The 21803-nt window shown below is 48.4% G+C and carries 17 protein-coding genes; 14 read left to right on the top strand and 3 right to left on the bottom strand.

Annotated features, from left to right (window positions below):
- Window positions 1–4 precede the first annotated feature (4 nt).
- Window positions 5–859 carry a DUF3598 family protein gene (locus KME12_08040; protein ID MBW4487726.1) on the top strand — a complete coding sequence of 285 codons (855 nt, stop codon included), beginning with the start codon at window positions 5–7 and terminating at the stop codon, window positions 857–859.
- Between the two features lie 7 nt (window positions 860–866).
- On the opposite strand, the gene KME12_08035 is transcribed toward KME12_08040, so the two are convergent.
- A complete protein-coding gene (locus KME12_08035; GenBank protein MBW4487725.1) occupies window positions 867–2576 on the bottom strand; it encodes an ATP-binding protein in 1710 nt (569 codons plus the stop codon).
- A 485-nt stretch (window positions 2577–3061) separates the two neighbouring features.
- On the opposite strand from KME12_08035, the gene KME12_08030 reads away from it, so the two are divergent.
- Together KME12_08030 and KME12_08025 are read left to right on the top strand one after the other, a co-directional pair.
- Entirely contained in the window at window positions 3062–5011 is a 1950-nt protein-coding gene (locus tag KME12_08030) for a GAF domain-containing sensor histidine kinase (protein MBW4487724.1), read from the top strand.
- A 39-nt stretch (window positions 5012–5050) separates the two neighbouring features.
- Window positions 5051–5650 carry an SRPBCC family protein gene (locus KME12_08025; GenBank protein ID MBW4487723.1) on the top strand — a complete coding sequence of 200 codons (600 nt, stop codon included), beginning with the start codon at window positions 5051–5053 and terminating at the stop codon, window positions 5648–5650.
- Here KME12_08025 and KME12_08020 read toward each other — a convergent pair.
- Entirely contained in the window at window positions 5639–6517 is an 879-nt protein-coding gene (locus tag KME12_08020) for an S-methyl-5'-thioadenosine phosphorylase (GenBank protein ID MBW4487722.1), read from the bottom strand. The two genes, KME12_08025 and KME12_08020, sit on opposite strands and share 12 nt — an antisense overlap.
- Before the next feature lie 506 nt (window positions 6518–7023).
- On the opposite strand from KME12_08020, the gene KME12_08015 reads away from it, so the two are divergent.
- The 10 genes from KME12_08015 (at window position 7024) to KME12_07970 (ending at window position 17828) form a co-directional block, all read left to right on the top strand.
- Window positions 7024–7800, top strand: coding sequence for an RNA polymerase sigma factor SigF (locus KME12_08015; GenBank protein ID MBW4487721.1), 777 nt, complete (start codon window positions 7024–7026; stop codon window positions 7798–7800).
- Between the two features lie 595 nt (window positions 7801–8395).
- Window positions 8396–9331: a hypothetical protein gene (locus KME12_08010; protein ID MBW4487720.1), complete on the top strand. Its 936-nt coding sequence runs from the start codon at window positions 8396–8398 to the stop codon at window positions 9329–9331.
- Between the two features lie 206 nt (window positions 9332–9537).
- A complete protein-coding gene (locus tag KME12_08005; GenBank protein ID MBW4487719.1) occupies window positions 9538–10191 on the top strand; it encodes a hypothetical protein in 654 nt (217 codons plus the stop codon).
- A gap of 104 nt (window positions 10192–10295) precedes the next feature.
- A complete protein-coding gene (locus KME12_08000) occupies window positions 10296–10670 on the top strand; it encodes a photosystem I reaction center subunit IV (protein ID MBW4487718.1) in 375 nt (124 codons plus the stop codon).
- A gap of 26 nt (window positions 10671–10696) precedes the next feature.
- Window positions 10697–11608, top strand: a complete 912-nt coding sequence (locus tag KME12_07995; protein ID MBW4487717.1) for a DNA-formamidopyrimidine glycosylase — start codon at window positions 10697–10699, stop codon at window positions 11606–11608.
- Between the two features lie 102 nt (window positions 11609–11710).
- Window positions 11711–11926, top strand: a complete 216-nt coding sequence (locus KME12_07990; GenBank protein ID MBW4487716.1) for an NAD(P)H-quinone oxidoreductase subunit O — start codon at window positions 11711–11713, stop codon at window positions 11924–11926.
- A gap of 76 nt (window positions 11927–12002) precedes the next feature.
- Entirely contained in the window at window positions 12003–12974 is a 972-nt protein-coding gene (mdh, locus tag KME12_07985) for a malate dehydrogenase (GenBank protein MBW4487715.1), read from the top strand.
- A 116-nt stretch (window positions 12975–13090) separates the two neighbouring features.
- Complete coding sequence (gene lnt / locus KME12_07980; protein ID MBW4487714.1) at window positions 13091–14608, top strand: apolipoprotein N-acyltransferase; 1518 nt, start codon at window positions 13091–13093, stop codon at window positions 14606–14608.
- A gap of 337 nt (window positions 14609–14945) precedes the next feature.
- Window positions 14946–16634: a hypothetical protein gene (locus KME12_07975; protein ID MBW4487713.1), complete on the top strand. Its 1689-nt coding sequence runs from the start codon at window positions 14946–14948 to the stop codon at window positions 16632–16634.
- A 321-nt stretch (window positions 16635–16955) separates the two neighbouring features.
- A complete protein-coding gene (locus tag KME12_07970) occupies window positions 16956–17828 on the top strand; it encodes an alpha/beta hydrolase (GenBank protein ID MBW4487712.1) in 873 nt (290 codons plus the stop codon).
- A 104-nt stretch (window positions 17829–17932) separates the two neighbouring features.
- Here KME12_07970 and KME12_07965 read toward each other — a convergent pair whose 3' ends face one another.
- Window positions 17933–18850, bottom strand: coding sequence for a histone deacetylase (locus KME12_07965; protein MBW4487711.1), 918 nt, complete (start codon window positions 18848–18850; stop codon window positions 17933–17935).
- 293 nt (window positions 18851–19143) lie between these two features.
- On the opposite strand from KME12_07965, the gene gyrA reads away from it, so the two are divergent.
- Window positions 19144–21711 (top strand): DNA topoisomerase (ATP-hydrolyzing) subunit A, encoded by a 2568-nt coding sequence (gyrA, locus tag KME12_07960; GenBank protein ID MBW4487710.1) that lies wholly within the window; start codon window positions 19144–19146, stop codon window positions 21709–21711.
- Window positions 21712–21803: the final 92 nt, after the last annotated feature.

The raw sequence follows: 21803 nt of genomic DNA, 5'->3' as shown, positions 1-21803 counted from the left end.
AACAATGAAATCCCAGTGGGAATGCTTGCTACAAAACTTAGGAGAATGGCAGGGGTCGTTCACTCAGCTCACCCCTGATGGAGAGGTACTAGCCGATATTCCCACGCTTGTCGCCTTTGAAGGCATTAACAATAATCAAACGATGCGACAGCTAGTGCGCCGTTTTTTACCTAGTCAAAATAGCTCCGAGGAGCTAGAACCCCAAGACAAAGTTTTAGAGTATAGCTCTCTCAATCGAGGCACCCTCTTCTTTGAGAATGGAGCGTTTTCCCAAGGCTCTCTTCAGTTAGGACCGTTTGCTGAGTTTGGAGCTGAATTAGGTTTAATTGCTGGGAACCAACGATTGCGCTTGGTGCAGTTGTTTAACCGCGAGGGGAGCTTACACCAATTAACTCTGATTCGCGAGACACGATCTGGAACCGAAGCTGTGGAGCGGCCTCCCCTACAATTAGATGATCTGCTAGGAGAATGGCAAGGAGAGGCAGTAACTATTTATCCAGACTGGCGATCGCCGGATACGTATCCCACTCGCTTAAAACTGCATCAAGATAGCGCTGATCGATTGACACAGCAATTAACGTTTGGCGAAGGAGATGCAGCGCGTACCATCACATCAACAACTAAGATTGATGGCTCTATCCTCCATTTCGATCAAAGTGCTCAAGCAGTGCAAGTTTTGTTTTTGCCTGATGGTGCCTCTTCCAATTGTCCTCAGCACCTGAAAGTTGGGCAGCCGTTTGTCTTAGAGGTGGGTTGGTTGATTGAGCCTCATCTGCGGCAACGCATGGTTCGTCGCTACGACTCTCAGGGAGGTTGGAGTAGTCTCACTCTAGTGACTGAGCAAAAGGTTTCGGCTTAAAGCTGCATCAGTCGATGCTCACTCCTCTAAAAGTCGTTGGGCGTTTGCGTCCTACCACAGGGGCAACCTCAACTTCACGCTCTTGAATTCGATGAGGTTGGAAGTACTTTTGCCACATATCAGGGGCATTCAGAGTTTCACCCCCGTGAGAGGTGAGACGTTGCCGTACTTTGCATAATACGGGCGTGTTAACGCAAGCTCCCGAAATGATCACTTGTCCCTTAGTCAGAGCAGGTAGCTCCTTGAGCAAGTCTCGGCCTGCTGCCTCAACGCCGTACTTCAAACTTTCCTGATCCACAGGGTTGACAATCCGCATCAGAAACTGGCTCATACATTGAGACAGGACGTCGGCATCAAGCTTACCCGGACGTTGCGTGATCAGCCCCACCCCTAAGCCAAACTTGCGGCCCTCACTCAGGATTGTTCGCAGCACGGCCTTACAACGAGACGGTTCATGAGCTGGGGCAAAGCGATGGGCTTCCTCAATCAAAATAAACACAGGGTAAGGTAAGTAGTTCTCATCTTCAGGAGTCAGAAGTTCCTTTTGTGTATTCATTCGAGCATGATTGGCTTGACGCAGAACAGCCGCACAAATTACCTGCTGCTCTTCTTGACTAATTTCATTCATCTGCAAGACAGTCACTTGTCCTGGGGCAAACAAATCTTTAGGCGTTAAATGCTCAAAAGCATGAAAGTAGGGCGATCGCTCCAGCCGCTCTAACTTCCACTCTAGCGCCGGAGCTGAAGAACCCGCTTTCTCGTTGCCTTCCTCATCGGTTTGCTTATCTGCTTCATAAACAGCAGCAATCAAATCTTGCACGTCCCAGCGGTACTCTCCGCGTTTATGCCGCTTCACTAGATTAAAGGCTTTATTGAGAATCGACTGTTGGCGATCGCTCATCTCTGGTAACAACATCAAAATGTCGTAATAATCCAAAGACGAAATCCGAATCCGAATACTGTCAGGACGTAAAATCTTGACTTCAGGTGAGTAGCCATCGGCAGCGAAAGCAGGATGGCCACGCATTTGCTCTAACGTGCTGTATTCGCCGTGAGGATCAAAAATCAGCACCGCAGCTCGATTGTAAGGCCGTAGTAACTCCTCAACTAGCACTCCTGCGGTGTAAGACTTGCCAGATCCTGTGCCCGCTAGAATTGCCATGTGTGTACTGACTAGTTCTTTCACATCCAGCACGATTGGAACTGCCTCACCTTCCCGTAGCAAAATTGAGCCAATTTGAGCTGCACCAATTTCATTCGGCTGCTTTTTGTTGAGAATTTGCTGTAGAAGTTCGTCACTTGCTAAATGAACCTTGGCTCCTGGATCAGGGCTTTTACGGGGGTTCATGAAGCCAAGATTACGGTCAAAGTAACCGACCACTTCAACGGTTACTTCGTAAATCTCTGGATTGGGATAGGCAAAGCCCACCAAGGCCGCGATTGCCTCTGGACTGATCTCTGTGTCTGCAAAGATCCGGTCTGGCAAGTGATCAATCAGACGTAGAGCCGCAATTTTGCCTAAAATTTGCAGTGTCGTTGATGCTTTAACCCCAGATGCCTGTAGTTGCACCTCGTAGTAGACAAACTCACCAATCTTGACCTGCCGATTATCTGTAGTGATGAACACGTATTGATTTCCGTTTTCTCCCGGTCCCTTCACAGTTCCAATCACATTGGGAGTGGGTTGCCTGACCGAAGAAAGTTGTTTGGCGGTCATACGAAGTCTCTACAGCAACAGCAGTTCTTATGTATCAACATAACGGCAAAGCTGCAATATTTGACTTTAATCAAAAATCGCAGGGAAATCACGGTTACTTTTGCCGTTGAGGTCAGTGTACTCTGAGGCGAATGGCATCTGGAAAGTAAACACAAATCAACAATTTTTTACTTCTAAATCGAGCCCCTCAGCCTGCTAAAGACCGAGTAGAGATGGGAATCCTAATCTTAAGCAGGGGAGTTACGTCGGTAAAGCTAGGTGAGATTTTGTAGTTCATGATGGACTCACAGGAAACAACAGGACTTGCTGCACAGCACTCAAGAAGTGTTTCCAAGCATCATGTATTACAGAACCAGTGCGGCCCCACTCCGCCGCTAGAAACATTGCTACCAGTAGAATTGCAGGCACCTATTGCGACTACAAGTACTTTGCCATCGCCTCCCTCAAAAAAATTGGTCTTGGCGCAGGAGACCCTGCCTTCATCTATGCCCCATGTTGTAGGCAATGTCTCTCTTCTGCAAAAGTTGAACCGTATCTTGGTTACTGCTACTGAACCAGAAGCAGTCTTACAACAAATTGCTCAAGTTTTAGGAGAAACATTTCAGGCTGATTGTTACTTAGCCGTTTGCTGGAATCATGAGATTGTGCCTCAGGCGCTTTATTGGTGGCAAGCTCTAGAGCATAGAGTCGTATGTGATTCTTCAGTGGGTATTGCCCAGCATCCTGTTCTCCAAACTATCCTGCACTGTGCTTCTAGTGCTTCTAAGAGCTTGTGTAGTCTTTCTGATCTACAAGCTGTTCAATCTGAGATAGGGGTTGATTGGCAGTGGGATGGCCCACCCGTTCATGCACTTTTGGGTAGTACAACCCAATTTCAAGGCCAGCAGAATGGCATAGTCGGTTTAATCCGTTCGCAGCCTCACGACTGGACAGATAAGGAAATTACAAATCTAAATAATGTGTTAGATCAAGTTGCGATCGCGATCTCACAGTTTCATGCTCAACAGCGAATCCGACAGCAAGATGATCGGCAAGCTTTAGTTGATCAGCTAACTGTAGCTATCCGTAATGCCGTAGAACTGAATCAAATTCTGAGGTTGGCAACTTCTGGAGCAGCCCAGGCCCTCCAAGCCGATCGCAGCTTGATCTTAATGCTCAAGTATTCTGACCCGGTGGTTAAAAGCCGATCGTTAGAGCGATCGCTGCGAGTTAAAGCTACAGTTGTCTCCGAATGGTTCAAACCGGAGGGCGGGAATGGTCTTGAGTTAGCTACCTTAGATCCCTCTCTGAACGAAGGATTTTGGTTGTCAGAATGTATACTTTGTCAGCAAGCATTTACAAACTCTGGCAGTCCGGTCGTGCTGACGAACGGGTACGAATCCACCGATACGGCTCGTAGGGCAGGTGTGGCCCCCATTTTTACTCCTCATGCCTTCCCCGCTCTTTTGATGATTCCCCTAGAAAACCAAGGGACTATTTTAGGATTTCTAGTTCTCCAGCATCGCCAGCCTCGGCACTGGCAACCAGAAGAACTGAAACTGACAGAGCTGGTTGGGGCTCAAGTGAGTACTGCCATTATTCAGTCGCAAACCTTACGCCAAGTGCAAGCTTTAGCAGAAGAACGTACCGTTCAACTACAGCGAAGTTTAGAAGTTCAAGCCAAGCTCTACGAGAGAACTCGCAAGCAAATCGACCAGCTACGGCAACTTAACCAGCTCAAAGATGAGTTTTTGAGCACTATGAGCCATGAGCTGCTGACGCCTTTAACCAGTATGACTTTAGCAATTCGGATGTTACGCCAAGCAGAGTTAACACCGGAGCGCCAAAATAAATACCTTGATATCTTAGAGCAGCAATGCAATCAAGAAACAAACTTGATTAATGATTTATTGGCATTGCAAAAACTAGAATCAAATCAAGCATCTGTTTACCTGCAAAAGGTCGATCTCAAAAGTTTAATTGGAGAACTAGTAGATGCTTTTGCAGAGAAGTTGGTGAGTAAAGGTTTGACCTTAATTACAGATCTACCCAAGCGATCGCTATTTTTGCAAACCGATTACGACAGTCTAAACCGCATCTTAGTAGAGCTATTAACCAATGCTAGTAAGTATGCAGAACCTAACAGTACCATTCGTTTAGCTGTGGCGCACCAAGCTGAAGCACAAGAAAATCAAACAGTTTTAACCTTGTCTAATACAGGATCTGGTATTGCTGAGGAAGAACTGCCCTACATTTTTGATAAGTTTCGGCGCGGGCAAGGCGTGACTCAACGAGCAGTTCAAGGAACAGGTTTAGGACTTGCCCTAGTGAAATGTCTAGTTCAACATTTGAATGGTACGATTACAGTCGCCAGCCGCCCCTTAGAAGAAATAGGTCACTGTGAAACGTCTTTTACCTTGACTTTGCCGCACATTTTCCGTAGTGATAATCCTTAGACTTTTATCGAATAGTCGTAGTTTTGTTTGAGAAAACTTGTGATTAATGAATTCACTTCCAACTTAGACCCTAACCTGTCCGCAGATGCCGAAGAGCTAGAAGCAGGACTCGATCTTGCTGTTGAAGCTGCTGACCCAGCCCTGCTCCAAACTGTAGAAGTTGAGACTGCGGCTGTAGAAGGGAGAAAACGACAAATCTCTGCCAAAGTTCACATTCCACGTTCAGCTGAGCAAGTTTGGCAAGTTCTGACCAACTACGAGGCCCTACCTGATTTCATCCCTAACCTGAGTAAAAGCGATCGCTTAGAGCATCCTCAAGGGGGAATTCGTTTAGAACAAGTTGGTACTCAAAAGCTGCTCCGATTTAACTTTTCAGCGCGAGTTGTTTTAGATCTTGAAGAAGTATTCTTGCAAGAAATTCGCTTCAGTATGGTTGAAGGAGACTTTAACTCATACTCAGGCTGCTGGCGACTAGAGCCTCAGATGGAAGGCGATCGCTCAGGCACCAACCTTAGCTATACAGTTTTAGTCTGGCCTAAGCGGGCAATGCCTGTTGGGTTTCTAGAACGTCGCTTGCAGCAAGATTTGCCATTAAACCTTTTAGCCATTCGTCAGCGGGTAGAAGAGCTATTTAGGTAAGTACTTACGGAGTAGTAAGTCTAGCTTGCTCTTAGCGGCATCCGAAACCTTGTCTAAGGGAGTCAGAATGGCATACTTTAAAGCGGAGTGGGCATCAGAACCCGGTGGATGTTCACTGAGACGACGAACCGTTTCCTGAATAACCTTTTGAGCATTGACGGCATTGCGCTGTAGGTTGGCGATGACCATGTCCACCGTTACACTATCGTGGTCTGGATGCCAGCAGTCATAATCCGTAACGAGTGCTAGAGTTGCGTAGGCCATTTCCGCCTCTCTAGCCAGCTTTGCCTCCGGAAGGTTAGTCATACCGATGACTGTGGCATCCCAGCTTCGATATAAATGCGATTCAGCCTTTGTAGAAAATGCGGGTCCTTCCATGCAGACGTAAGTGCCGCCTTGATGGAGTGTGACATTAGGTAAATTCAGGCTGGTGACCGCATCTGTAAGCACTTGAGCAAGGTTTAGGCACACTGGATCACCGAAGGCAACATGAGCGACGATGCCATCACCAAAGAAGGTAGAAATGCGGTTTTTAGTGCGGTCAATAAATTGATTGGGTACTACCATATCTAGTGGTTTAACTTCTGCTTTCAGAGAACCCACCGCAGAAGCTGAGATTAAGTACTCTACGCCCAAGCTTTTCATGGCATAGATGTTAGCCCGAAATGGCAGCTCTGAAGGAAGCAGGTGGTGACTGCGACCATGTCTTGCTAGAAAAGCAACTCGATTGCCTTCTAGAGTCCCTAAAATCAAGGCATCTGAAGGTGGGCCAAAGGGTGTTTCCACCTGTAGCTCTTCTATGTCTTTGAGTGACTCCATCTTGTAGAGACCACTACCACCAATGATGCCAATCTTTGCCTGAGCCATTGTGATTTATCCTATATAGTTCTCAAATAGCACCGCCAAGCTATTCTACTGGCAAGGAGGCTGCTAGTCATATAACTAGGGTTTATGAAGTCATGTTCAAAAGTCGATTTATCTTATATTGCAGATCGGGATTTTATGCTTAATGGGGCTGTAACCTATCAAAATAATTTCGGCGAGCGTTGCTGGTGGCCTACGATTAGGTTCCGTAGAAATGCAGTTGTTTCAGATTTGGGATAAGAATAACTTTAAGGTGCAACTGTATAGCTTCATCGAGAAGACATAAAGGCACAGAAGCTAACTCACAATATAGAAGTTTATTTCGAGTTAATTCTGTTCTTTCTACCTTCCAATCATCTTGTTTTTTACCTAGAAGCTAGGAATTTATCGACAGGTTTTGCAGTTGGATATGTTACATGTCACAACCGAAACTGCAAGGGTCTGATAAGACTAGACAAGACTATATCTGGTGTTTACTAAGTTCACTGCTCTACCACCTGAACGTCGTCATGCAAACTACCGCCGCCAACGAACTTAAGAGCGAAAGCTTGCAACTGTTGCGAGAGTATCAAAAAAATCCTTCTGCCAAACTTCGAAATCAACTAGTTAATCTGAATTTAGGACTGGTGAGGAGAGAGGCTCATCATTGGATCAACCAGTGTACAGAAAACTATGAGGACTTGCTTCAAGTTGGCTGCATCGGTTTGATTCGGGCGATCGAGCGGTTTGATATGTCAAAGGGGCATGCCTTTAGCTCCTTTGCGATTCCTTACATTCGGGGTGAGATTCAACATTATTTAAGGGATAGAGGCTCTTCTATTCGCATTCCTCGTCGTTGGCAGGCGCTACAAAAGCAAGCGGCTTGGACAATTCAAAACTTACAAACTCAGCTGAATCGTCAACCGACAGATGCTGAGGTGGCAGCGAAGCTAGAGATTGCAGTCTCAGAGTGGCAAGAAATTAAACTAGCCCTAAAGAATCGTTCACCATTGAGCTTAGATGCCCCAGTGCGGGATGAAGATGAAGGTTCAGCTTCCCTAGGAGAGTTGGTTCCTGATAATCAGTATCGTAGTTTTCAGCTGGCTCAGGAAGACCAAATTCGTTTACAGCAGGCGCTACTGCAACTAGAACATCGAACCCGTGAGATCTTGGAGTTTGTTTTTCTATATGATTTGACTCAAAAGGAAACTGCTGAGCGCTTGGGCATTAGCGCTGTTACGGTTTCTCGTCGGGTGAAAAAAGGATTGCATCTCCTCAAGCAGTCAATGGCGGCTGTAGAAGAGTAAGTTGGCTCTCGGCTAGATTTATCTCACGCTGTCTTTCAGGCAATGACATACAGATATGGCGTAGAACTGTGGTGGTATGCCATCCCGTTTGATCTGAAGTTTCTGAGAGCATTAGTCGGCTCCTAGTGTTCTACTGATTCAGGTTTATTCGCTTTTAATTCAAGCCGTTTTTAACTCAAGCTAAGTAAGTCTATTTGAGTAAAACTAAATGGGCGATCGCGGAGCGAATTCTGTTCATTAGGGCTAGAGATTGGATTGGTACAAAGTCAGACCTACCTGACAGAAGAACAGGGTGAACTAGAGCTTGTTGCTAATCAAACTCTCAAGCCACAATAATGACCTGTTGCTTCAGCTGTTGTGCTTTGGAGCTTACCCATCTTTTGGCTTTTAACTAACTCGCTTTGTGAAACTTTACCTTAAAACTGTGTAAATTCACTAGCTTTTAAGGGTGGGTTGATCAATGGTAGTCAAGATGTAAATCTATCCAAGCCATTGGATAGAAATAACATTGTTTTTTGTGGGATTTTAGTCGAATCCTTAGCACAAGATAGTGCGAAAAAAGCTATTCTGTAAGTAAAGTTTTGGGGAATTGGCAATGCGTCAAGCGAAAGTGATTGCATTTACAGGGATACTGGCCCTCTTGCTCAGTGGGTGCGCGGGGGATGAAGGGGGAGAACAAGCTGTTGCTCCTACGCCTTCAGTTGCTCCGACTCCCACACCTCAAGCCCCTGCTAGCCCCGCCCCCGCAAAAGCTCAACCTTTCTCAGCGAAGCCACCGCTTGTGGCCCCACAGCAGAGACCTGCTGCACCTGCTCTTATTCAATCCACTAACCCAGACGAGCGAGCTCGCCAAGTTCAACAGGGTCGTCAAGACCCATTTGCTTTGTTGGCGTTTCCACCTGTTCCTGTAGTTTCTCCAAATGCAACTACACCTGGTGCCCCACGTCCAGTTCCCCAAGTGCGTACTTTGCCAGGAACCCCTGCAGTAGCCTCACGACCCAATACAACTCGTGCTGGTGGTAGATCTCCTGGAACTCCTGCGGGTGCGGGAGGACGGCCAGGGGCACGACCAGGGACAGCTACGGCAGGGACACGGCCAGGGGCACGACCAAGAACAACTGCGACAGGGGCACGGCCAGCAGGAGCGACGCCTATCCGCCCTGGAACTCTGCCTCAATCCGTACCACCTGCGATCGCCGCGTTGCCACCCCTGCCACAACCTGCGCTGGCCCAAGCAGTTGAGGTTTCAGGTGTGGTTCAAGTGGGCGAACAGGCTCAGGCGATCATCAAGGCACCTAACGAAAATACGAGTCGCTATGTCAGCGTGGGGCAGCGACTAGCCAATGGGCAAGTGTTAGTGAAGAGGATTGAAATGAATCAAGGCTCAGATCCCATTGTAATTTTTGAGCAGTATGGGATTGAAGTTGCCAAACGGGTAGGAGAAGTAGTTCAGCCAGCAACGGGTACTCCAACGGCTGCTATTTTTAATGCGCCTTGGTTAAGACGTCACCAGAGCGCTGCTATTTCATAGCGCTATTACTAAGGTTGAAAAAAACTACCTTCCCAAAACTTTGATAGCTATTAATAGAGAAGTTGGGCGATCGCTCAGCTTCTTTTTTTATGTTGCTGAAGCTGAATCTGCAAGGTGGAAATAAAGATTTGCAGCTGTTTCTGCTCGTGAACGTTAGAGTTGAGGAAGACTGCTATTGCTGAATTGGTGAGTTAAGTTGGGTTGTTATGGCTACCTTTACTTCTGAAGAGAACAGCCAATTTCCTTTTCGCTTTTGGGGCACGGATCTAGTCACTCCCAGCCAGACCCAAGACGTTGATCTCTTGAGACAACTCAACTTTATTCCTGGCCTCAAAGAGCTTTTGATGTTGCGACAAGTGCATGCCTTAGAACATGCAACTGTGTGGGTTTTAAGTGAATCTTCGGTTGGTCCTAGTTCTAGCATAGTTTCTAGAACCTCCTCGACGGACAATGAGTTGTTGGGAGGAATGTCTACGGATCAAGGGTTTTATCTCTATGGTCAAGTAGAGACAATGTATTTACGGCGAGCGGTACATCAAGCGTTACAACGAGTGACTGAAGGTGAGTGGAACTTGGCGGTTCATCCTCGTTGTGGCACCAATTTATCGGTCAATATGTTGCTCACGGTGGGATTAGCACTGGGAATTCACTTGGTCCTGCCGCGAGGTCCGATCGAGCAATTGCTAGGGCTAGGGCTAGCCACGACCACAGCAGCTCAATTGGCACCTGGCTTAGGCAGCGTGGCCCAACAATATGTGACAACTGCAATTCCCTTCAATTTAGCGATCGCAGGCGTAGCAGCAATTCGAGATGATTGGGGACGACCAGCCCATTTTGTGCGGGTTCGCTGGACAGAGTAGAAATAAAACTTAAAGAGCAGAACGAACCGAGAGGCCTTCTGGAGTAGTACTCTGAGGATCGATTAGCCATATGTGTTGAAAATTAGTTAAGGAAAAAAACACTCATGGTTCAACGTGGTTCTAAAGTCCGTATCCTCCGTAAAGAATCCTTCTGGTTCCAAGATGTAGGCACTGTTGCCTCAATTGACCAGAGTGGTATTAAGTATCCAGTCATCGTTCGCTTTGACAAGGTTAACTACGCTGGTGTCAATACCAATAACTTTGCGACCGAGGAAGTCGTAGAGATCGAAGCTCCAAAAGCTAAGGCGAAGCAGGGAGTTCCTGCTGCACCTGGCGGTGGAAACACTACTCTCGACTCTGCTAAGCGTAGAACTGGACAAGACACCAAGACTAACGCGAAGCAAACTGCTAAGCCGGAAGCTGGTGAAGCGAATGCTACTGTGGAAGGCGGAGCTAACCAGGGAACGGATTCCCGTTAGGGTAAACCGAATTCTAAGGTTGGGTTGTGCCTGAACTGCCTGAAGTTGAAACAGTTCGTCGGGGTCTCCAACAGGTGACCCTGAACAAAGCAATTCTGGGGGGTGATGTATTGCTGGAACGCAGCATTGCCTACCCAGTTTCTAGTATTGATTTTTTGACTGGCTTAAAGGGAAGCGCGATCGCGGCTTGGCAGCGCCGAGGTAAATACTTGCTCGCCAAACTTGAACGGTCTACCCCCATAAAGAGTCAACAAGCAGAAAGCCAACAAGCAGAAGATCAACCAGCAGAGCCTAGAGGTTGGCTAGGTGTTCATTTACGCATGACTGGGCAGTTACTGTGGGTTGATCCAAGGGAGCCGTTGCAGAAGCACACGCGAGTCAGGTTGTTTTTAGCAGGCGATCGCGAACTCAGATTTGTAGACCAGCGTACCTTCGGCCATATGTGGTGGGTGCCCCCTGGACAAAAGCCTGAAAGCGTGATGACAGGATTGCAAAAACTTGGCCCTGAACCCTTCTCGGATGAGTTTTCGGTGGCATACCTGGCGCAGCAACTGCATAATCGGCGTCGTCCCATCAAAAATGCGTTGCTCGATCAAACTCTAGTGGCAGGGGTTGGCAACATTTACGCAGACGAAGCTTTATTTCTCAGCCAGATTCATCCGCAAACCCTCTGCACAGACTTAACGCCAGAGCAAATTAGCCGACTGCGTCAATTTGTTATTCAGGTTTTAGAAACCAGTATTGAGGCGGGAGGAACCACCTTTAGTAACTTCCTCAGCGTTCAAGGCGTGAATGGCAACTATGGCCGAGCCGCCTGGGTTTATAACCGCACAGGCACGGCTTGCCGAGTTTGTGACAGTCCAATTGAGCGGCTAAAGCTGGCAGGTCGCTCCGCTCACTTTTGCCCGCAATGTCAATCTCATCCCAAGCCAAAATAAACTAAAGAGCATTTGTCCGACTAAGGCCAGAGTTGCTGTAGGCGATCGCAGTTAAGCTCTACAATGAATCCTGAAGAGGAGTCTAGAGATTCGATACAAGCTATGGCAGTCAAAAAAGGTGATCTGGTCCGTGCCATTCGAGAGAAATTGGAGAATAGTCTGGAAGCCCAGGCTAGCGATTCTCGCTTCCCTCCCTATCTGTTCGAGACAAAGGGGGAGATTGTGGATATGCGAGGCGATTATGCCTTGGTGAAATTTGGCCAAGTTCCCACTCCTAATATCTGGTTGCGAGTTGATCAACTGGAGAGTGTTAAGTAACCGCATCAAATCACCCCAATCAATGCAGGCAGTGAGCTAGGCTGGCAGCATAGCGCTTGTCTTTGGGAGCTTTCCTATGACTGTCTGTCATCCAACTCGCGTATCCATTATTGGGGCTGGTAACGTTGGTAGTACTCTGGCACAGCGGATTGCCGAAAAAAATCTGGCTGATGTGGTGCTGTTAGATGTTTTGGAAGGCCGACCTCAAGGCATTGCCCTGGATTTGATGGAAGCGCGAGGCATCGAACGGCACGATCGCGTGATTGTGGGTACTAATAACTACGCCGATACGGTGAATTCAGATGTGGTCGTGATCACGGCTGGCATTCCCCGCAAGCCAGGGATGAGTCGCGAAGACCTGCTCAAAATCAACGCCAAAATTGTGTTGGATGTCACTCGTCAAGTGGTCACCTATTCACCAGGTACAGTGATGATTGTGGTGACAAATCCATTAGATGTGATGACTTATTTGGCTTGGCAGTCTAGTGGGTTACCACCCGCTCAAGTCATGGGCATGGCAGGAATCCTGGACTCAGCTCGCTTTCAAACCTTTATTGCAATGGAGTTGGGTCTCTCTACTGCTGATGTGAAAGCGACCGTCCTGGGCAGTCATGGAGATTTGATGGTGCCGTTACCGCGTTATTCCACAGTCAACGGTGTGCCGATCACAGAACTCATGGACGCTCCCACCATCGATCGCCTGATCGAACGAACCCGCAATGGTGGCGCTGAAATCGTCGAACTGATGAAAACAGGTAGCGCCTATTTTGCACCTGCTTCGGCGGCTTGTTTGATGGTAGAAGCCGTTCTCTTGAATCAATCGCGGCTGCTCCCGGTTGCAGCTCACTTGCAGGGAGAATATGGCTTAGAAGATATTTTTATTGGGGTGCCGTGCCGCTTGGGCTGTAGTGGGGTCGAAGAGGTGTTGCAACTCAGCCTTACTGATGCGGAACGAGCTGCTTTACAAGCCTCTGCTCACTCGGTGCGTGAGAGTATCAATCAGGCTCAGGCTTTACTTGAAGCGAGTGCCAGCCCGGTTACTCCTTAAAATAAGGGGACTGAGGGCTCGTTCACATCTGATTTGTCATGCCGAAATTTTTGAATCTTGAACTCAAGCTCTCTCAACTGTGGCGGTTGGGCATAGCGTTAGGGGGAGGCATTCTGATGGGGCTAACTCCTGCCCCAGTTAATGCTTGGCCGTTAGCCTGGATCGCGTTAGTCCCTTTGTGGGCTGTGGCTTTACAGTTTGCCAAGGGGAATCATCGAGAACGATCGCTCTTAGGTTTGGCATGGGGAATTGGTTATCACGGGCTAGCGGTGAGTTGGATTACGGGGGTCCATCCGATGACCTGGATGGGGGTGCCTTGGTTGGCTAGTTTAGCGATCGCTCTCTTCTGCTGGATACTTCTCACCCTGTGGGGCGCTGTTCTGGTGGCAATGTGGGCTGGTTGCTGGGGCTGGCTGGCGCAAACGCTAAAGCTGCCATTCGGAGTTCGTTTATTAACTGGGGTCGCGCTTTGGTGTAGTTTGGAGTCCTTCTGGAGTTGGGGGCCTTTGTGGTGGACTTCGGTGTCTTATACCCAAAGCCCTCATAACTTAGCCATTTTGCACTTAGGGCAACTGTCTGGCCCGATGGTGATTACGGCGGCAATCGTAGCTGTGAATGGTTTGCTTGCAGAAGCTTGGATGAGTTACCAGCGATCGCGCCAAGGGCAAATTTCTGAAAGTCGAGTCCGAAAGTTGGCGATCGCTCCCTTTGTCATAGCAGTAGCTCTGTTTGTAGGACTGCATCTCACAGGGTGGAATTTGTACAGTCGAGCTTTAGTGTCCCCTCCAGATGCAGCCTTAAAAGTAGGCATTATTCAAGGCAATATTCCTAACGAAATTAAGCTAGATGTGCAAGGTTGGCGGCGGGCTTTGGATGGCTATACCACTGGCTACAATCAGCTAGCCGACCAGGGTGTAGCAGCGGTACTAACACCGGAAGGGGCACTACCTTTTCTATGGAGTGGGTCGAACTTGACGCAGAGTTCTTTTTACCAAGCAGTGCGCGATCGCGGTGTTGTAGCTTGGGTGGGCGCTTTTGGCCAAGAAGGTCGCAGCATTACCAATAGCTTGTTTACCGTGCTAGGCAATGGTGAGATTTTCAGTCGTTACGACAAAGTGAGATTGGTGCCTTTAGGCGAATACATTCCCTTTGAGGATGTCTTAGGGCGGGTAATCGATCGTTTGTCTCCTCTTGATGCTCACATGCTACCTGGGCAAACGGGGCACCTCTTCGAAACTCCTTTTGGCAGAGCGATCGCGGGCATTTGTTATGAATCTGCTTTTGCGGAGCATTTTCGGTGGCAAGCAGCACGGGGAGGGCAATTTATCCTCAGTGCTTCTAATGATGCCCATTACAGCCCAGCCATGACAGCCCAACATCATGCTCAAGATGTCATGCGGGCCGTGGAAACGGATCGTTGGGTAGCCCGTGCTACCAATACAGGCTATTCTGGTGTCATTGATCCCCACGGCAGAACTCAATGGCTGTCAGGGCTAAACATCTACCAACTTCATGCAGCAACTATTTACCGTCGCCAAACCCAAACTCTTTTTGTACGGTGGGGGGATTGGTTAACTCCGTTGCTTGTGGTGCTGGCAGTTGTCCTGACCCTGAATAGCTGGTATCGCCGCTAACAGAACGGCAGAGCCAAGGTGTAGCTAAGGCCGACCTAAAGTGGCTGAGGTATCTGTATGCCTATTTGAATTAAAACTACTAAAACTTTGTTATCGCTTGTCAGCATTTATACGTACATACTTAGCTCGAATCAACCTCAATTTAAAGATTTAAAGAAAGTTATGAGCAGAGAAGCCAAGAAACTACAGTTAAAGCGGTAAATTATCAAGTGTGTGGGATTTGACCAACAGCTACTCCGTCATATTACTGTCTTGGTGCTAACTGCATGTAGCTATTGAAGTGTCTGTCGATGTAGCTGGATCGCCTTGTCTAAGCTTCACTGCACAGGTGGCTTCCATGACCTTGTCAATTTTCGATATTTTTGATGAATCGTTCTACCTGGCCCATAATCCTGATGTAGCATCAGCAGTGGCCAGAAGAGAGCTAGCCAGTGGATTTGAGCACTTTCGGCGCTTCGGAGAACGAGAGGGTCGCAATCCAAGTCGCTGGTTTAGCAATAGTAATTACCTAAATCGCTACCCTGAAGGGGCGCAATCGATCGTGCAGGGGCTTTCCAGTAGTGGTTTACAGCACTTCCTCGATCGAGGTCAATTCGAGGGGCAATCGCCCAGTGCCCAATTTGATAACCAGTACTACTTATCGAAGTATCCTGACGTTGCTCAGGCTATTACGGCAGGTCTGTTTCGCAATGGCTTTGAGCATTTCCTTGCCTTTGGGCAGGAGGAGAAGCGCATAGGTGCCCCACCCAACTTCCAAATTCAATTTGACTATCGCTTTGATACCAACGGCTTTTTTGCCAATCCCCAGCATCGAGCGACGTTAGAGGCTGCGGCGGAACTTTGGGAGGCAGTGATTCAAGATGAGTTTGCTGACCTGCCTGCTGGCGTAAGATTTCGGGTACAAAATCCCCAAACAGGCCAGATGGAGACAGTCGTCTTAGATGCCGAGAGTGATGATCTATTGGTTTTTGTAGGAGCGCAAACCGTGCCTTTTGGCAATCTTTCAGGAGCCTTGGCAGCAGGTGGACCTGATGGATTGGATGTGGCTGGCAGTATTTTTAGCAATCGATTCAGCGGTTCCAACTTTGAGCCTTGGGTTGGCAGTATTTCTTTTAGTTCGGCCCCAACTTTTTCTAATGGGACGCCTGCTCCTTGGTTTTTTGACCAAACCCCTAACACTACTGACGATATCCCTTCCAGTCAAACAGATTTTCTAAGTACGGCTTTGCACGAAATTGGTCATGTGTTGGGCCTTGGCACAGCTCCAGTTTTTAGAGCGACGGGTCAGGGTGGAGCTTTTAGCGGCCCTAATGCTAGAGATGTGAATGGAGGACAACCTATCTCGCTCGATCCGGATTTAGGCCATATTCAGGATGGCTTTTTGAGTGACGGCAAACCGATTTTGATGGGAGCTACGAATCCTGGGGTACGCCAAACCATCACCCGCTTAGATCAAGCGATGTTGGCAGATATTGGCTACCAAATTGCTGGATTTCAGACACAAGGCTTTACTCCTGCGATCGCCACCGCAGGGAATGACCTAATTCTCGGCACTATTTTGGCTGACTATATTGATGGCCTAGAGGGTGATGATCAAATCCAAGGCGATGCGGGCAACGATTTTCTGAGCGGTGCTGGCGGGCAGGATGTGCTGTTTGGCCAAGCAGGTAACGATACGTTAGTCGGTCAAGCGGGCAATGATCAGTTGGTGGGGGGAGACGGCAACGACTTCCTGATTGGTGGACCTGGCAACGATACTTTATGGGGTCAACTTGGGAGAGATACGTTTAGGTTTGAGGCGGGTGATGGTGCCGATGTGATTGGTGACTTTGTGGTTGCTGACGACACGATTCAAGTAGCCGCAGGTCTAGGGGCCAGTACAGGTGCGGATCTGCTACGGGCAATTACGAGTAGTGGCAATGCAACCTCAGGCCAACTGTTCTCAGTTATTACTTTTAGTCCCAGTAACACGATCACGGTGTTTCATGACGTTTCTCTGACTGCCCAAAATTTCGTCGTTGCCTAACTTGTCATTAGCTAACTTGGTATTAAATAAAAAGCTGCGATCGCTCTTGCCATCCCTAAAAGCGATCGCGGTTAGTAGCAAAATATCTAATTTGCATTCTGTAAAGTTCCTAGCTTTATCGCTTCGAAACCCAGTAATTGCGGTTTTGTAGATGGTTTAACAGGTTGTTTCTAGGCTATCGAGCCAGGGTGCAGGATCGAGTCTTTGTAAACAAAATTACAGGTTTATCACTTAGACTCAAGTTTAGAACGACTAGAGAAGTCGCATTAATCAACTCGGGAAGCAATTCACTACAGAAAAATGAGCAATTGGGGAATGTAGATGTTTGCTCAATTTCAGCGGCTACAAATGCAGACTAGTAGCGTGACCATCAACTTGTTGAAAGGTGGCAACGGCTATCCCATCTTGCTACTACATGGCTATCCTCAAACCCATGTGATGTGGCATAAAGTGGCTCCCTATCTGGCCCAAGACTTTACCGTTGTGGTGAGTGATTTAAGAGGTTATGGAGATAGTTCTAAACCGGAAGCAGAAGCTGACCATGCTAGCTATGCCAAGCGAGTCATGGCCCAAGACCAGGTTGAGGTGATGCAGCAGTTGGGCTATCAAGAGTTTTATGTGGTAGGGCACGATCGCGGCGCTAGAGTGGCACACCGCATGGCCTTAGACTATCCTCAGCGCATTAAAAAGTTGGCAGCATTAGATATTGTCCCAACTTACGAGCTGTACGCTACGACCGATCAAGAATTTGCTACAGCCTACTATCACTGGTTTTTTCTGATTCAACCCCACCCCTTACCAGAAACTTTAATCGGTACCAATCCGGAATATTTTCTGCGTACTTGTTTAGAACGCTGGAGTAAGAAATTCGCAGCATTTACACCTGAAGCTTTAGCGGAATACATTCGTTGCTTTAGTCAGACTGAAGCGATTCGAGCAACTTGTGAAGATTACCGAGCTGGAGCTTCGATCGATTTAGTTCACGATCGCGCTGATTTAGCCCAAAAAATTATTTGTCCTCTACTCGTTTTATGGGGTAGTCAAGGCATTATTGGACGCAAATATGATGTTTTGAAAATTTGGCAAGAAAGAGCCAAAAATGTATCAGGTGAGGCGATCGCCTCTGGTCATTTTCTACCTGAAGAAGCTCCAGAAGCCACCTATAAAGCTTTGTACAAATTTCTTGTAGATTAAGATACCTAGACTGTTACAGCGAAATTTTGTTAGGGGCAAAGCACTCGGCAAATAATACGTTGGTGATTAGCCAAGATTCTATCCGAATGCTTCGCCCCTACAGGTCAAACTAGGCACCTATTAATCGTTTCTACAACAGATTTTGCAAGGCTAGGTAAGTCGTAGCCACCTTCTAAACCAAAGACGATTTTTGGGGTTAATTGCAAACAGTATTGAGTAAAGATTCCATAGTCTTCTGGTTTAAGTGAAATGCCAGATAAAGGATCGTCATGATTGGCATCATAGCCAGCGCTGATTATTAATAAATCGGGCTGAAAGCTGGTGAGAAACGGTAGAACTTGTTTCTCGAATAAGGGTTGGTAACTTGCCATTGTGCTACCCAGCGGCATGGGTAAATTTAACACATTGTGATGAAAACCACGTTCCGTTGCCAAGCCTGTACCAGGGTAATTAGGAGACTCATGCAGCGAGCAATAAGCAATCTGAGGATGCTTTTCGACGATCGCCTGCGTACCGTTGCCGTGATGCACATCCCAATCTAGAATCGCCACCCGATTGATACCCGGTTGCTCCAAAGCGGAATAAGCAGCGATCGCCGCATTAGAAAACAAACAAAAGCCCATCCCACAATCACTGAGGGCATGATGTCCTGGTGGGCGAGCTAATACAAAGACGGGGTTGCCTGTTCGCAGTACCTGATCCACGCCATCTAACCAAGCACTAACGGCGAGTAAAGCCACATCATAGCTGCGCGGAGAAACGGGCGTATCGGGATCTAAATAGCCACCCCCACCTTGTGCTAATTGCTGAATTTGTTCGATGTAAGTGGGTGGATGCACGCGACCCAAATCCGTCATGATCGGACGTTGGGCAATGGGTGTGGGCGATCGCCACTGCAACTGGTCGGCCCAAGGTGTGGCCTTGAGTGCTGCCACTGTCGCCGTTAAGCGCTCCGGTCGCTCTGGATGAAAACGCCCAGTTTTATGATCCAAAAATTCATCCGAGTAAATTACCGCCAGCATGGTCAACCCACCGCACGCTACCCCCCGATTTTACTCAATCAAAATCTAGGCGAAAAAAGCCACTCCGATTTCTTGTTCCCTTTCCCTGTGGGAGAGGGTTAGGGAGAGGGCGATCGCACTCCTAATCGCCTTTCCAGCTGAGCTTGGTGTTAATACCATAGAACCCACGAAACATCAAGATGTGTTAAAATTTAGAGAGTATTTGGCAGTTATTGAGCAGTCTATCGGCATTTTTTGGGCGTTTTTTCTCTTTCATTGCCAAAATTCTGCATTTTTGGAGTTTTTTTCACTGTATGAGCACCTCCCCAGAGCGGATTGTTCCAACGGATCTGCGGAATGAAATGTCCCGGTCTTACCTGGAATACGCCATGAGCGTAATTGTAGGTCGGGCATTGCCAGATGCGAGGGATGGTCTGAAACCCGTTCATCGTCGAATTCTCTACGCTATGCATGAGCTGGGGCTAACCGCAGACCGCCCCTTCCGTAAATGTGCTCGTGTGGTTGGGGAAGTGCTAGGTAAGTACCACCCTCACGGTGATACAGCCGTTTACGATGCCTTAGTCCGCATGGCCCAAGACTTTTCCATGCGCGCTCCCTTAATTAACGGGCACGGCAACTTTGGCTCCATCGACAACGACCCCCCCGCCGCGATGCGATACACCGAGTGTCGCTTGCAGTCGCTAACGATGAACGCCCTCCTGCGTGACATTGAGTCGGACACCGTTGACTTTGGTGATAACTTCGACGGCTCTCAGCAAGAACCCTTAGTACTGCCAGCCCAGATTCCGCAACTGCTGCTGAATGGCTCCTCTGGAATTGCCGTGGGAATGGCGACCAACATTCCCCCCCACAACTTAGGAGAGCTGGTTGATGGCTTAACCGCCTTAATTCAAAATCCGGATTTGAGCGATGCTGAACTCATCCGCCTGATTCCTGGCCCAGATTTTCCGACTGGGGGTCAAATCCTCGGCACCAGTGGGATTCGCGAAGCATACATGACGGGTCGTGGCTCCATCACCATGCGGGGTGTGGCCAGCATTGAGACGATTGAGCATCGAGGTCGTCCCGATCGCGAAGCCATTATCATTACTGAACTGCCTTACCAAACCAACAAGGCAGCGCTGATCGAAAAGATCGCGGAAATGGTCAACGAGAAGCGCTTGGAAGGCATCTCTGACATTCGAGATGAGAGCGATCGCGATGGTATGCGAATTGTGATCGAACTCAAGCGCGATGCTTATCCTCGCGTTGTGTTGAATAACCTCTACAAGCAAACCCCCATCCAAGCGAACTTTGGGGTGAATACGCTGGCGCTGGTGAATGGCGAACCTCAAACCCTGGCGCTGAAGCAATGTCTCCAGGTCTTCCTTGATTTCCGGATTGAAACGATCATTCGTCGCACCCGCTATGAGTTGCGGAAGGCAGAAGATCGAGATCATATGCTGCAAGGTCTCTTGATTGCACTGACCAATCTAGATACCATTATCGATTTGATTCGGCATGCGGCAGATGCTCCCACCGCGAAGCAAGAGCTAATCGACACTTACGGCCTTTCCGAAGCTCAGTCAGACGCCATTTTGCAAATGCAACTGCGGCGTTTAACGGCCCTAGAAGCAGAAAAAATTCAGCAAGAGCATGATGATTTGCAAGCCCAAATTGCGAATTTGCAAGACATTCTGGCCCGGCGAGAACGAATTCTAGAGATCATCTCCACTGAAGTCGCTCAGCTTAAAGCAACCCACGCCACGCCACGCCGCACTGTGATTGAGCAGGCAGAAGGGGAAATTGGGGATATAGACCTGATTGCCAACGAAAAAGCCCTGATTTTACTCACCGAGCAGGGCTACATCAAACGTATGCCCATCAACACTTTTGAAGCTCAAAGCCGAGCCACCAGAGGTAAGGCGGGCACCCGGATGAAGGAAGACGACGGCGTTGAACACTTCATCACTTGCTGCGACCACGATAGCGTTTTGTTCTTCAGCGATCGCGGGGTAGTTTACTGCCTCAAGGCTTACCAAATTCCAGTCGGGTCGAGGACTTCACGGGGGATGCCAGTGGTGCAAATGCTACCCATTCCCAGAAACGAGAAGATTACCTCTATCGTCCCAGTTTCGGAATTTAGCAGTGACGAATACTTGGTGATGCTGACCTGTGGCGGTTTTGTCAAGAAGACGGCGCTCTCTGCCTTCAGCAACATTCGCACTAACGGCTTGATTGCCATCTCCCTAGAAGAAAACGATCAACTGCGTTGGGTACGGCGGGCGCGCGTGGAAGACAGCATCATCATTGGCTCTAGCCAAGGTATGGCAATTCACTTCCGAGCGAACAACGAGCAACTCCGTCCGTTGGGCCGAGCCACCCGTGGGGTCAAATCCATGAATTTGCGCCCTGGTGATCAACTGATCAGCATGGATATCTTGCCCGCTAGTGTCGTTGCTAATATTGCCTCTGGCCCTGAAGTGGAGGAAGAAGAGGAACTAGAAGCAGAAGAAGCGGTGCTTGCAGAAACCCAAGGGCCTTGGGTGTTAGTGGTGACCAGCTCAGGCTATGGCAAGCGCGTACCCGTGTCTCAGTTCCGGTTACAAAATCGAGCGGGCAAAGGTACGATCGCAACTAAATTCAAGTCGCGGCGTGCTGTTGACAAACTAGTAGCTTTACGGGTCGTCAACGAAGAAGACGAACTGATGATTATTACCAGCCGGGGCATCATCATTCGTCAAGCGATCAAGGCTATTTCTTCGCAGTCACGGGCAGCGACAGGGGTGCGAGTCCAGCGACTAGATGGAGATGACGCGATCGCCGCAGTGGCTTTAGTACCACCTTCGGTTGAAGGCACTGACGAAGAAATTGAAGAATAAAGCCTGACGGTAGGAAATACTCAATTTTCTAGTTGTAGGGGTAGGTCTTGGACCTGCCCTTTTTTCTCGCCGCCCTTTTCTGGCAGGATTTG

It is taken from the genome of Trichocoleus desertorum ATA4-8-CV12 (assembly GCA_019358975.1).
Classification (GTDB): domain Bacteria; phylum Cyanobacteriota; class Cyanobacteriia; order FACHB-46; family FACHB-46; genus Trichocoleus; species Trichocoleus desertorum_A.
Note: the sequence above shows the minus strand (reverse complement) of the source record. Positions and strands in the feature narration are given on the sequence as shown.